General features: G+C 64.9%; 11 protein-coding genes. 9 read left to right on the top strand and 2 right to left on the bottom strand.

Annotation, left to right across the window (positions count from 1 at the left end; translation table 11 throughout):
* Positions 1–74 precede the first annotated feature (74 nt).
* The 8 genes from ACQCSZ_RS04785 (at position 75) to ACQCSZ_RS04750 (ending at position 10190) form a co-directional block, all read left to right on the top strand.
* Positions 75–1274 (top strand): IS4 family transposase, encoded by a 1200-nt coding sequence (locus ACQCSZ_RS04785; RefSeq protein WP_427006936.1) that lies wholly within the window; start codon positions 75–77, stop codon positions 1272–1274.
* Positions 1275–1737: 463 nt separating this feature from the next.
* Positions 1738–3009 carry a 3-hydroxyacyl-CoA dehydrogenase family protein gene (locus ACQCSZ_RS04780; protein ID WP_427006935.1) on the top strand — a complete coding sequence of 424 codons (1272 nt, stop codon included), beginning with the start codon at positions 1738–1740 and terminating at the stop codon, positions 3007–3009.
* A gap of 72 nt (positions 3010–3081) precedes the next feature.
* Positions 3082–4269, top strand: coding sequence for an acyl-CoA dehydrogenase family protein (locus ACQCSZ_RS04775; protein WP_427006934.1), 1188 nt, complete (start codon positions 3082–3084; stop codon positions 4267–4269).
* Positions 4270–4278: 9 nt separating this feature from the next.
* The gene (locus ACQCSZ_RS04770) at positions 4279–5910 is read left to right on the top strand and encodes an AMP-binding protein (RefSeq protein WP_427006933.1); all 1632 of its coding nucleotides are present in this window, start codon (positions 4279–4281) and stop codon (positions 5908–5910) included.
* Positions 5907–7106, top strand: coding sequence for an acetyl-CoA C-acetyltransferase (locus ACQCSZ_RS04765; RefSeq protein ID WP_427006932.1), 1200 nt, complete (start codon positions 5907–5909; stop codon positions 7104–7106). The genes ACQCSZ_RS04770 and ACQCSZ_RS04765 overlap by 4 nt, the downstream gene beginning before the upstream one ends.
* A complete protein-coding gene (locus ACQCSZ_RS04760; protein ID WP_427006931.1) occupies positions 7090–7773 on the top strand; it encodes a TetR/AcrR family transcriptional regulator in 684 nt (227 codons plus the stop codon). The genes ACQCSZ_RS04765 and ACQCSZ_RS04760 overlap by 17 nt, the downstream gene beginning before the upstream one ends.
* An 81-nt stretch (positions 7774–7854) precedes the next feature.
* The gene (locus ACQCSZ_RS04755; RefSeq protein WP_427006930.1) at positions 7855–8712 is read left to right on the top strand and encodes a LuxR C-terminal-related transcriptional regulator; all 858 of its coding nucleotides are present in this window, start codon (positions 7855–7857) and stop codon (positions 8710–8712) included.
* Positions 8713–8831: 119 nt separating this feature from the next.
* Complete coding sequence (locus tag ACQCSZ_RS04750; protein ID WP_427006929.1) at positions 8832–10190, top strand: MFS transporter; 1359 nt, start codon at positions 8832–8834, stop codon at positions 10188–10190.
* A gap of 44 nt (positions 10191–10234) precedes the next feature.
* Here the strand turns inward: ACQCSZ_RS04750 and ACQCSZ_RS04745 are convergent, their stop codons facing one another.
* Positions 10235–10390 (bottom strand): hypothetical protein, encoded by a 156-nt coding sequence (locus tag ACQCSZ_RS04745; protein WP_427006928.1) that lies wholly within the window; start codon positions 10388–10390, stop codon positions 10235–10237.
* 276 nt (positions 10391–10666) lie between these two features.
* Here ACQCSZ_RS04745 and ACQCSZ_RS04740 point away from each other — a divergent pair, with 276 nt between their 5' ends.
* Positions 10667–10927, top strand: a complete 261-nt coding sequence (locus ACQCSZ_RS04740; protein WP_427006927.1) for an IS110 family transposase — start codon at positions 10667–10669, stop codon at positions 10925–10927.
* Positions 10928–11104: 177 nt separating this feature from the next.
* On the opposite strand, the gene ACQCSZ_RS04735 is transcribed toward ACQCSZ_RS04740, so the two are convergent.
* A complete protein-coding gene (locus ACQCSZ_RS04735) occupies positions 11105–12325 on the bottom strand; it encodes an NADP-dependent isocitrate dehydrogenase (protein ID WP_427006926.1) in 1221 nt (406 codons plus the stop codon).
* Between the last annotated feature and the right edge of the window lie 25 nt (positions 12326–12350).

Raw genomic sequence — 12350 nt, 5'->3', positions numbered from 1 at the left:
GCGGGCGCGCGCCCGGAGACTGCTGGTCTAGTGGCAATGCCGTTCACTTAGAGTAGTTGTGTTAATCTTTCGGCATGGCGCGTAGCGGATGGGTGACTCCCGAGGGTCCTGAGCGGTTGAGTGACCACGTCTCGCTCGGTGTTTTGACGCGGGTTTTCCCGCCGGATGTCGTTGATGCGGTGATTGGGCGGACCGGGGCCCGTGAGCAGCGGAACCGGTTGCTGCCGTCGCGGTTGATGGTCTATTACGTGATGGCGCTGGCCTTGTTTTCGGCCGGTTCGTATGAGGAAGTGATGCGGTCCCTGCTGGCCGGCATGGAATGGATCACGGGCCGGTTCCGGGACTGGCAGATGCCGACGAAGGCCGCGATCTTCAAGGCCCGGACCCGCCTCGGTTCCGCCGTGATGGCCGAACTGTTCGCCGAGACCGCGAAGCCTCTGGCACTCCCGGGCGGTCCGGGATTCCACGGCTCCTGGCGGCTGGTGTCCGTGGACGGGACCTGCCTGGATCTGGCGGACACGGAGGCCAACGAGCGCGCGTATGGCAGGCCGGGCACGGCCACGGATCTGAAAAGCGCCTACCCGCAGGCGCGGGCGCTCGGCCTGGTCGAATGCGCCACGCACGCGGTGATCGGGGCCGTGGTCTCCGGCTTTTCCACGTCCGAGCACGACCTCTATCCGGGCCTGCTCCACCGGCTGGAGGCGGACATGCTGGCCATGTCCGACCGCGGGTTCTTCTCCTACACGGCCTGGAAGGACAGCTCCGGAACCGGTGCGCAACTGCTGTGGCGGGTCAAGGCCAACGCCGTGCTGCCCGTGCTCGAGGACCTGGCCGACGGCTCCTACCTCTCCGCCGTCTACGCGAACCCGAAGGCACGGCGGAACAACACGGACCCCATCCGGGTGCGCGCGATCGAATACACCGTCAGCACCGGCGACACGAGCAGCGAATTCCGGCTGATCACCACGATCCTTGACCCGCACGCCGCCTCCGCGGAGGACCTTGCCGAAGCCTACGCCAAACGCTGGGAAATCGAGTCCTGCTTCGATGAACTCAAAACCCACCAGCGCGGCCCCGGGACCGTGCTGCGCTCCAAAACCCCCGACGGGGTCCTGCAGGAAATCTACGGATACCTCTGCGTGCACTACGCCATCCGGTCCCTCATCGGCGACGTCGCCCACCACTTCGAGGAAGACCCCCTGAGGTTCTCTTTCACCCGCACCCTCCGGGCAGTACGGCGTTCCCTCGCCGCGCGCCCGGCTTTTTCCCCCTGAGCGTCTGGCGGAGGCCTTCACGGTCTTCTGCCGCGAAATCCTGCATGAACTGCTGCCCCCGCGCCGGCCAAGAACCAACCCCCGCGTCATCAAAAGGAAAATGTCGAACTGGCCACTCAAGCGAATACCAAAAAAGCCTAAGTAAACAGTATTGGGTCTAGTGGTGGCTTGTGAATTAGTCGAAAATCCGACGTTAGTGTTCTGTCCGGCATCGTTGTGGGTTACGCCCCCGCTGAGTGGTGGAGTTTCTCGACACGTGCAGGTCAGTAATCTGATTATGCTGAAGCGCTCTCCGACCTGCTAGAAGTCCTTGGACCCCGGAGGCGAACATTTCAGGTTTCGTGACGCCCAAATTTGTCTCGATTCAAAGACGGCTCCACTCAGGTGCGCAGTAAGCGCCTGCACCACGGTTGAAACTTAGTTTCTATTGACGTGATACTGAGGTTCACGATATAACTGAGTTGTGATTCCTGACACTGTCGTAGAAACTGGCCCGCCCGCGGGCGCTGGCGGAGATGCCTGCACTACCCCCGGGGAATCGGCCGGCGCGTATGCCACGGCGCTGCTGGACACGGCGCGGCAGCGGCCGGTGGGCGCTCCTGGCGCAGCACCGCTCCCGGTCCGCAGCGTCGGAGTGGTCGGGGCCGGGCTGATGGCCAGCCAGCTCGCCATGGTCTTTGCCCGGCAGCTTGGCGTTCCCGTCCTGATCACGGACCTGTCCCAGGCAAAGGTGGATGGCGCGCTGGCCTGGATCACCGCACACCTTGAGAAGCTGGTGAGCCGCGGGCAACTCAACGAGACGGCAGCGCGGGAGCTTGGCAGTCTCATCCGCGGAACGGTGGACAAGCGTGAGTACGCGAACTGCGACGTGGTCATCGAGGCAGTCTTCGAGGAGTTGAACGTCAAACGCGCCGTCTTCGCGGAACTCGAGCCGTTGCTGCGCGCTGATGCGCTGCTGCTGACAAATACTTCGTCCCTGTCGGTGACGGCGATGGGCCACGGCCTGGCCCATCCGGAACGCGTGGTGGGACTGCATTTCTTCAATCCGGTGGCTGTGCTGCCGCTCGTGGAAATCATCAGAACCGGGAACAGCGACGATGTCAGCCTCGCCACCGCTTGTTCGCTCGCCCGGCTGCTGGGCAAGACTGCGGTCCTGGTTGCGGACACGCCGGGCTTTGTGGTGAACCGCATCCTGACCCGGCTGTTCTGCGAACTGCTGCAGCTCATTGATATCGGCGCGGATATTGAACTGGCGGACCATGCCCTCGACCCGCTGGGGCTGCCCATGACTCCGTTGACCCTGCTGGGTTTCATCGGGCCCGCGGTCCAGCTGCACATCTGCGAGACCATGCACGCCGCCTACCCCGACCGTTTTTATGTCAGCACAAGCCTGACAGCCATCGCGGATGCCCGGCTGCGCGGCTACCTGGACAAGTCCGGCACAGTGCTTCCCGAGGCGGCCGCCCTGCTGCCAGCTGCCGACGTCGACAGTGCAGCGCCTGCACCTGACGCCGATGCCATCAAGATACGGATCCTTGATGCCCTGGCAGAGGAAGTGGGCCTGATGCTGGCCGAAAAGGTGGTGTCCGGTCCGGCGGACATCGACCTGTGCATGCTCCTCGGCGCCAATTACCCGCGCCATCTGGGGGGCCTCACACCGCTGCTTGACCAAAGCGGCGCCTCCCGGCGCGTCTGGGGAAAAGATTTCCATCCCGGCTCCGGATTCGCCGACTAGCTCGGCTCGTTACCGGCCGAACAACCTCCGCTATGCTCCACGCCGTTCTTCAACCACTCCCCATAAGGATGCATGAACATGCCCGACTATGACGTCGCTGAACCACTGGACACGGACTACTACGCCGTCTTCGCGAACATTCCCGCACCCGACCGCGAAGCGTGGCGGCGCGCCCGGACCTTCACCGGGGAGGCTCTGCCGCAGATGAACGACTACTGGGAACGTGCCGAGTTCCCGGCCCACCTGGCCAAGCGCATGGGCGATCTGAACCTGCTGGCTGATGGGATCGAGGTCGAGGGCCTGGAGCCGATGTCGCCCCTGGCCGCCGGCCTGGTCAACATGGAGGTCTCCCGCGGGGACGGTTCACTGGGTACCGTGATCGCAGTCCAGGGCGGCCTGGCGCTGCGTTCGATTGCCCTTTTTGGCTCCGAAGCCCAGCGCCAGGCCTGGCTGGGTCCGCTGGCCCGCGGCGAAAAGCTCGGCGCCTTCGCCCTGACGGAACCGGACCACGGCTCGGATTCCGTGGCGCTGGAAACCACTGCCTCACTCGACGGGGAGGACTACGTCCTCAATGGCGAGAAGAAGTGGATCGGCAACGGCTCCGTCGGGGATGTCACGGTGGTCTGGGCACGGGACGAAGCCGGCAATGTCCGCGGCTTCCTGGTGGAACAGGACCGGGAGGGTTACGAGGCCGAGACCATCACCGGAAAGGCCTCGCTGCGCGCCATACACCAGGCCCGGATCACGCTCAACAACGTCCGCATTCCAAAGGCCAATCTGCTCCCCGGTGCCCGAACGTTCAAGGACACGTCCGAGGTCCTGGTTGCCACGCGCCTGGGTGTGGCCTGGTCCGCCCTCGGCCACGCCACCGCCGTCTACGAAGCCGCGCTGAACTATGCCACGCAGCGGAAACAGTTCGGCAAGCCACTGGCGAAGTTCCAGCTGGTCCAGGAGCGGCTGGCTTACATGCTCTCGGAACTGACCAGCATGCAGCTGCATTGCTTCCATCTTGCGGCCCTTGATGCGGCCGGCCAGTTGCGCCCCACCCAGGCCGCGATGGCGAAATACCACAACACCCGCAAGGCCCGCGAGCTGGCCTCCATTGCCCGTGACATGCTCGGCGGCAATGGCATCCTGCTGGAAAACCACGTGATCCGGCACCTGTTGGACATCGAATCCATCCATACCTATGAAGGCACGCAAAGCATTCAGACCCTATTGATCGGCCGCGATGTCACCGGACAAAGCGCCTTCGCCTAAGGATTCGCCATGACCACAATTGAGCTCCCCAATGAAACTCCGCTGAGCCCCCTGCGGTTCCTGCAACGCTCCGCCGAGGTATTCGGGCAAAAGACGGCAATCATCCACGGTGAGCGCTCCTACACCTATCGGGACTTCGCTGCCGAAGCCCAGCGGCTTGCCAAGGTGATCAAGAGCAGGATCCAGCCCGGGGATCGGGTCGCGTTCCTGTGCCCCAACGTGCCGGAACTGCTGATTGCCCACTATGCCGTCCCCCTCGCCGGAGGCGTCCTGGTGGCCCTGAACTCGCGGATGACCGCCCGGGAGCTCCAGTACATCCTGGAGCATTCCGAGGCCAGGCTGCTGTTTGCCGATTCCGAGCTGCTGGGCACCGTGGCCGGACTCGACCTGGACCTGACGCAGCTGCTGGAGGTCGTCGAAGTGCCGGACAGCACCATCAGCTATCCGGACGTCCCGGCGGCCGTGGCCACGCAGTATGCCGACTTCCTCGCCGCACCGGGATGCGGGGACACTGATCTTCCGTGGGGTGTCCAGGACGAACGCACCCCCATCACCCTGAACTACACCTCCGGCACCACCGGCAAGCCCAAGGGCGTGCTGTACTCGCACCGCGGGGCGTACCTGAACTCGCTCGGGGAGACCATCCACAATCAGTTCACCGGCGACACGCGCTACCTCTGGACGCTTCCGATGTTCCACTGCAACGGCTGGTGCACCACCTGGGCCGTGACGGCTGTGGCGGGCGTCCACATCTGCCTGCGGGCGGTGCGCGCGGACACTGTCTGGGACGCCATCGACACTCTCGGCGTCACCAACCTCTGCGGCGCCCCCACGGTGTGCAGCATCATTGCCGACGCACCCCAGGCCCACGGGCTGAAGGCCCCGCTGCGGATCACGACGGCGGGCGCGCCGCCGTCGCCCTCGATCATCACCTCCCTGGAGTCCATCGGGATCAGCGTGGTCCACGTTTATGGGCTGACCGAGGTGTACGGGCCCTACACCATCTGTGAATACCAAGCCGAGTGGGATGAGCTGCCGGTCCAGGACAGAGCCGTGAAGATCTCGCGGCAGGGAGTGGGGATGCTGCAGGCCGAGACGGCGCGCATCGTGGACCTGGACATGAACGATGTCCCCGCCGACGGCGCGACCCTGGGCGAGATCGTGCTGCGCGGCAACAACGTGATGCTCGGTTACTTCAAGGACCCAGAGGCCACTGCCGACGCCTTCCGCGGCGGCTGGTTCCACACCGGGGACCTCGGCGTCATGCATCCGGACGGTTACATCCAGCTCAAGGACCGGGCCAAGGACATCATCATCTCCGGCGGCGAAAACATCTCCACCATCGAGGTGGAGCAAGCCATCATCAGCCACCCGGCGGTACTGAACGTCGCCGTGATCGGCGTCCCGCACGAGAAATGGGGCGAACGGCCGGTTGCCTTTGTCATCCGCAGCAGCACCAGCTCGGTCACGGCCGAGGAGATCCGCTCGCACGTCAAGGGCCTCATCGCCGGATTCAAGGTCCCGGACAGGATCCTGTTCCCCGAGGAACTCCCCCACAACTCCACCGGCAAGGTATTGAAGTCGCGACTGCGCGCCCTCGCCCTCAGCGCCCTCGACATCAGCAAGGAAATCGCCAAATGAGCAGCCAGGACATCGTCATTGTGGGCGCGGCCCGCACACCCCAGGGGAAACTGATGGGGCAGCTGTCCTCGATGAGCGCCGTGCAGCTTGGCGCCGCCGCCATCGCCGCGGCCCTGGAACGCTCCGGGATCGAGCCGGCGGCCGTCGATGCGGTCATCGTCGGCCAGGTCCTGACGGCCGGCGCGGGCCAGAACCCGGCGCGCCAAAGCGCCGCCGTGGCAGGAATACCCCTCAGCACCCCCGCCGTCACCGTGAACAAGGTCTGCCTCTCCGGGCTGACCGCCATCATCCAGGGCGTCAGGCTGCTCAAACTGGGCGAGGCCGACGTCGTCGTCGCCGGCGGCCAGGAATCCATGAGCCAGGCACCTCACCTGCTCACCGGCTCGCGCGCCGGCTACCTCTACGGCGGCATCACGGCGCTGGACTCGGCCAGCCACGACGGACTCACGGATGCCTTCGACGACGAGCTCATGGGCATTGCCACGGACCGCGCCAATGCGGAGCTCCAGCTCTCCCGCGAGACGCAGGACCACATCGCGGCATTGTCCCACCAGCGGGCAGCCGCGGCCCAGACCGAAGAGAGATTCAGCGCCGAGATCGCCCCCCTTGCGGTGCCGCAGAAGCGCACCGCACCCGTGCTGGTATTCCTTGACGAGGGCGTCCGCCCTCAGACCACCCAAGAGGTGCTGGCCGGGCTGCAGCCGGCCTTCACAGCGGCGGGGACCGTCACAGCCGGCAATGCCTCGCCGCTGAGCGACGGCGCCGCAGCCGTCGTGCTGGTGACCCGCGCCTACGCCGATACTCACGGGCTCGAGGTGATGGCCGTCGTCGGGCCTGCGGGGCAGATCGCCGGCCCGGACACAACGCTCCCGGACAAGCCGGCGCAGGCAATCGCCGCGGCCCTGGACCGGGCCGGCTGGACGGCTGAGGAGCTTGACTTCGTGGAGATCAACGAGGCCTTCGCCTCGGTGGTCGCGCACTCCGCAGCGGCCTTGGGCCTGAGCCTGGACAAGGTCAATGTCAACGGCGGGGCCATCGCCATTGGACATCCGATCGGCGCCTCCGGGGCGCGGCTGGTCGTCTCGGCCGTCCATGAGCTGATGCGGCGCGGCAGCGGCAAATCCGCCGTCGCGCTCTGCGGCGGCGGCGGACAGGGTGATGCACTGCTACTGTACCGGGATGGCATCCATGGCTGATTTCCGCTCCGAGGTGGCCGGGGCCGCCCTGGATCTGTTCACCGACAGTGGCTACGACCCGACCAGCGTGGACGATATTGCCCAGGCGGCCGGGATCTCGCGCAGTACCTTCTTCCGCCAGTTCCGCGCCAAGGAAGACGTGATCTTCGCCGACCACGAAGCCCTGCTCGAGGAGCTGACCGCCTACCTGTCCGTGAGCCACCCGGATCCATGGGCGGCCGTCTGCCAGGCCGCGGAACTGGTCTTTGCGAAGTTTTCCGGCCGCCGGAAACTGGCCCAGAAGCGCTACCACGTCGTGCAGGCGGTGCCCGCGCTCCGGGACCGGGAAACGATCATGGTCTCCCGCTATGAACGGCTTTTCTCGGACTACCTCCGCCGCGCTCTGCCAGGCATATCAACGCTGGACGCCATCCGGTTCGCCGCCGCAGTCACATCAACTCATAACTATGTGCTGCGCGAAATGATTCTGGATTCCCCCCGTGGCTCCCTCCAGAATCTGGAACACGAACTCCAGGCGGTGCGCCGCATCTTCGGGGTGCTGCCACCGGAGGACCCGGCATCCAAGCCAGCCGAGGATGACCTGGTGGTAGCCGTCTTTTCCCGCTCGACACCCACCGCAGAGATCGCGCGCCGCATCCAATGCGAACTCGACGGACGCTCCGCCTAACGGAGACCCGCGCCCCCGTCACCGTTCCGGAAAAGCGGCTGACATCAACCGGCTGTGTCCTCCGACCTGGGGAAGGACCCCATGATTGGCCGTGACAACGACGTGTACCGACCGAGTGATCGCGACCTGCTGAAGCGAGCGATCCGGGAGACCGCTGCCCGGACCGGCACCGGTGTGTTCTTCGCAGGCCTCGTGAACCGCACCGAGCTCACTATCACAGAGTTCTTCGGCACCATGACACACGGCCTGAAGAACCTCAGCGTGCAGCCCGGCGAGGGAGTCGGGGGCAGGGCCCTCTCCCAGGCGCGCCCCATCGGGGTCGCCGATTACCTAGACTCCGACCGCATCACTCATCATCATGACGAAGCCGTGCGCATCGAGGGACTACGGACGATGGTCGCGCTCCCGATCCTCGTGGGCGGCCATGCCCGGTGCATCCTATATGCGGCGACGCGCGAGCGCACGTCGATCGGCGAATGGGTGGTCAACGAACTCAGCGCCGGCGCCTCGAGGATCTCGCGGGAGCTGACGATTCGCGACGAGGTCGACCATCGGGTCTCGATTCTCCGGGTCGTCGACAGCGTGGCCGCGGAGCCACCGGACCGTGACCTCGTCGAGGCCGTCCGGCTTGCGCATGCCGAACTGCTCTCCGTGGCACGCATCACGGATGATCCCGAGCTCGCCCGGCGCATCCTCGCCGTGACGGCACAACTCGAGGGATCCGGCGCCGCGCCGGCCGGTTCACCCCGCTTCACGCGGCGGGAGACGGATGTGCTCGCCCAGGTGGCGCTCGGCTGTTCCTATGCCGAAGCCGGAAAACGGCTGTCGCTCAAGGCGGTCACGGTGAAGAGCTACATGCAGTCGATCATGGCGAAACTGGATGTGCACAGCCGTACGGAGGCCGTCGTGGTCGCGCGCAGGCTCCGCCTCTTGCCCTGACGGGTGGCGCGCGAAAACACCTCCATCGGGAGGTAGTGGCGATCGCTCCGCGCTGACACGATGACATCTTCGCGTCGACACAATGTCGTCTCGAGGACCGATGTCAAAGGAGATATCGCATGATCGAAAGCACCGCAACAATCGCGGCCCGGACGGGCCCGCGCCGCGCCTCGATGGCCCGGATCGCCGTCGCCAGCTCGATGGGCAGCATCATCGAGTTTTATGACTTCCTCATCTACGGCACTGCAGCGGCCCTCGTCTTCCCTCAGGTGTTCTTCCCGGCGCTCGGCCCGGCCGCCGGTACCCTCGCCGCCTTCGGGACCTTCGCCGTCGCCTTCGTCTCGCGCCCCCTCGGGGCCGTCCTGTTCGGCCACTTCGGGGACAGGCTGGGGCGCAAGAAGACGCTCGTCAGCACGCTGCTGATCATGGGTGCCGCCACGGTCACGATAGGGCTGCTGCCCGACGCCAGTGTGATCGGCGTTGCCGCACCGATCATCCTCGTTGTTCTGCGTTTCCTTCAGGGATTCGCCGTCGGCGGCGAATGGGCCGGAGCGGCGCTCCTCGCCGCTGAGTACGCCCCGCCCAAGCGCCGGGGCCTCTTCGCGGCCTTCCCGCAGCTGGGCCCCTCGATCGGCTTCGCCCTCGCAAGCGCGACCTTCCTGATCATCAATCTGTCGCTGGGCGACAAGTCGGAGGCCTTCCTTACGTTCGGCTGGCGCATTCCGTTCATCGCCAGCGCTGCACTTGTCATCATCGGTCTCTACATCCGCCTCAAGATCGAAGAGACCCCGGTCTTCAAGGCGGACCGCGAGGCGGGGGTCGTCTCTATGGCTCCGCGCAAGCTGCCGGTGTGGGAGTCGGTGCGCAACCAACCGCGTCAGATCCTCCTGGGCGGGGCCTCCACCATGATGCTCTTCGCCTTCTTCTACATCGGCACGGCCTTCCTCAGCAGCTACGGCACCAACCCCGCGGGCCTGGGCCATAGCCGGCCAACCATCCTCTTTCTTGGAATTGTCGGCGCAATGTTCTTTGCAGCCGGCACTTTGGTGAGCGCCGTCCTTTCGGATCGGATCGGCCGCCGAATTGTGATCGTTACTTCCTGCATCGTGGCGATCCCCTGGGCGCTCCTGCTCTTTCCGATCCTTGACATCGGCACGACCTGGTCATTCGCACTCGGACTGTCGGGCACGCTTCTCATCGTCGCCGGAGTCTACGGTCCGGTCGGTGCGTTCCTGCCGGAGCTCTTCGCCACCCGCTACCGTTACACAGGCGCCGGAATGGCCTACAACCTCGGAGCGCTGGTGGGCGGTGGCATCACCCCGCTGGTAGCGGCGTCGCTTGGTGCCAGTCTGGGGAGTTACTCCATCGGCTTGCTTCTCGCTGGAGTAAGCCTGGTGAGCCTGCTCGCCACCTTCGGCCTCCCCGAAACCCGAGGCATCGATCTCGATGCCGTGTCCGGAAGCACAGCCGTGCGGTGACCAGCCGGTCACCCGGATCGACGTTGACGAACGCCTCGTCAACGTCACAGTTCGAAGTCCTCACATTCGGCGCCCCGGACGGGTCCCTCGTAGCCGAGGGTCTTTAGCTGGCGGACGGCTGTGCTCCTTGCCTGTTCAGGATCGTGCCTGAGGAAGCAGCCGGCGCCGGGATCGGTGTGGATCTCGCCGTTGGCGGGCATGTTCCATGTTTGATTTCACTCAAACGGTGAAGATGGGTGGTGGGCTTCCCGGTGGGGGTCTGACCTGCAATCAAACCGACGCATCCCCTGTGATGTTGTCCGGTGAAGGACTCGCCGGCTCCCACCGGGAGCCTTCCCGTATGGTCTGGAAGACCGGACCGGGCGGGGACATGACTTCATTGGACCGTGTCCGTCAAGCGCTGTGCCCCGTCACTGTTGTGTCCGCCCGGCCCGGTTCGGTCATCCAGCACAAACCGTGAAGGAGACCGTTGCAGAATGGCTGCTCTGCTCACCACCACGCAACCCATAATCGTCGCCGGCGTCGATGCCCACAAAGACACCCATCACGCTGTTGTTCTGGACGGCAACGGCGTCCGGCTGGCCGATCGGAAGTTCCCGGCAACATTGGCCGGTTATCAAGACCTACTCGACTGGATTGCATCGTTCGGCATCCCCGATCGTGTCGGTATCGAATCAACCGGCTCGTTCGCGAGCGGTCCGTCGGGTCGAGTTCAACGACGCTGCCGGATGAGTTGACTTTCCGTGCGGCTTCCCAGTGCCGTCGGATGGTCGTGTCGCTAAGTCTGGCATAGTGGGCCGTTCCCCAAGGGTGCGGAGCGGTTGCACGCGTCCGGCTGAACTTCCGCCGCGCCCCCGCCCGCTGGGAGTCTCCCACGCGGGAAGAAGAGACTCCGGCAGCGCGCGGGCAACGGACTAGCCCAGACGCGCCTTCAGGTTATCGTCCAGTGCCGCCAGAAAATCCTCGGTGGTCAGCCATTCCTGGTCCGGGCCCACGAGGAGCGCCAGGTCCTTGGTCATCTGGCCGGCTTGGACGGTCTTGATGATGACGTCTTCTAGAGTGACAGCAAAGTCAACGACAGCGGGGGTGTTGTCCAGTTTTCCGCGGTGCATGATGCCCCTGGTCCAGGCGAAGATCGAGGCAATTGGGTTGGTGGACGTGGGCTTGCCTTGCTGGTGCTGACGGTAGTGGCGGGTCACGGTGCCGTGTGCGGCTTCTGCCTCGACTGTCCTGCCGTCCGGGGTCATGAGTACGGAGGTCATGAGACCGAGCGAGCCGTAGCCCTGGGCGATGGTGTCCGACTGGACGTCGCCGTCGTAGTTCTTGCACGCCCAGACGTAGCCGCCGTCCCACTTCATCGCCGAGGCGACCATGTCATCGATCAGGCGGTGCTCGTAGCTGAGGCCTGCTGCTTCGAACAGGTCTTTGAACTCGGCGTCGAATACTTCCTGGAACAGATCCTTGAACTGGCCGTCGTAGGCCTTCAGGATCGTGTTTTTGGTGGAGAGGTAGACCGGGTAGTTCCGCTGCAGCCCGTACGCGAAGGAGGCGCGGGCGAAGTCGCGGATGGAGTCGTTGAAGTTGTACATGCCCATGGCGACCCCGCCGCCGTCGGGGTAGGTCACCACCGTCTGCTTGATGTCTTCGCCGCCGTTGGATGGGGTGAAGGTCATGGTCAATGTGCCCGCGCCAGGGACTTTGAAGTTGGTGGCCATGTACTGGTCGCCGAAGGCGTGGCGGCCGATGATGATCGGCTTGTTCCAGCCCGGAACCAGGCGGGGGATGTTGGAAATGATGATGGGCTCGCGGAAGACCACTCCGCCGAGGATGTTGCGGATGGTCCCGTTCGGGGACGGCCACATCTTCTTCAGACCGAACTCCTGGACACGGGCCTCGTCAGGGGTGATTGTGGCGCACTTAACGCCGACGTTGTGTTCCTTGATGGCGTTCGCGGCGTCGATCGTGACCTGGTCATCGGTCGCGTCGCGGTTCTGGATGGACAAATCGTAGTATTTCAGGTCCACATCCAGGTAGGGGATGATCAGGCGGTCCTTGATGAACTGCCAGATGATGCGGGTCATTTCGTCACCGTCCAGCTCCACAATGGGGCCAACGACGTTGATCTTTTCACTCATACAGTCTCCTAATTTTCGTGGGCAC

Source organism: Pseudarthrobacter sp. H2 (assembly GCF_050157045.1).
Taxonomy (GTDB): domain Bacteria; phylum Actinomycetota; class Actinomycetes; order Actinomycetales; family Micrococcaceae; genus Arthrobacter.
Note: the sequence above shows the minus strand (reverse complement) of the source record. Positions and strands in the feature narration are given on the sequence as shown.

What these genes read in the sequence shown, in the direction of transcription:
- ACQCSZ_RS04770 (WP_427006933.1), top strand. Translation starts at nt 4,279, where the DNA reads ATGACCACAATTGAGCTCCCCAATGAAACTCCGCTGAGCCCCCTGCGG.
- ACQCSZ_RS04735 (WP_427006926.1), bottom strand. Translation starts at nt 12,325, where the DNA reads ATGAGTGAAAAGATCAACGTCGTTGGCCCCATTGTGGAGCTGGACGGT.
- ACQCSZ_RS04750 (WP_427006929.1), top strand. Translation starts at nt 8,832, where the DNA reads ATGATCGAAAGCACCGCAACAATCGCGGCCCGGACGGGCCCGCGCCGC.
- ACQCSZ_RS04775 (WP_427006934.1), top strand. Translation starts at nt 3,082, where the DNA reads ATGAACATGCCCGACTATGACGTCGCTGAACCACTGGACACGGACTAC.
- ACQCSZ_RS04765 (WP_427006932.1), top strand. Translation starts at nt 5,907, where the DNA reads ATGAGCAGCCAGGACATCGTCATTGTGGGCGCGGCCCGCACACCCCAG.
- ACQCSZ_RS04760 (WP_427006931.1), top strand. Translation starts at nt 7,090, where the DNA reads ATGGCATCCATGGCTGATTTCCGCTCCGAGGTGGCCGGGGCCGCCCTG.
- ACQCSZ_RS04740 (WP_427006927.1), top strand. Translation starts at nt 10,667, where the DNA reads ATGGCTGCTCTGCTCACCACCACGCAACCCATAATCGTCGCCGGCGTC.
- ACQCSZ_RS04785 (WP_427006936.1), top strand. Translation starts at nt 75, where the DNA reads ATGGCGCGTAGCGGATGGGTGACTCCCGAGGGTCCTGAGCGGTTGAGT.
- ACQCSZ_RS04755 (WP_427006930.1), top strand. Translation starts at nt 7,855, where the DNA reads ATGATTGGCCGTGACAACGACGTGTACCGACCGAGTGATCGCGACCTG.
- ACQCSZ_RS04745 (WP_427006928.1), bottom strand. Translation starts at nt 10,390, where the DNA reads ATGCCCGCCAACGGCGAGATCCACACCGATCCCGGCGCCGGCTGCTTC.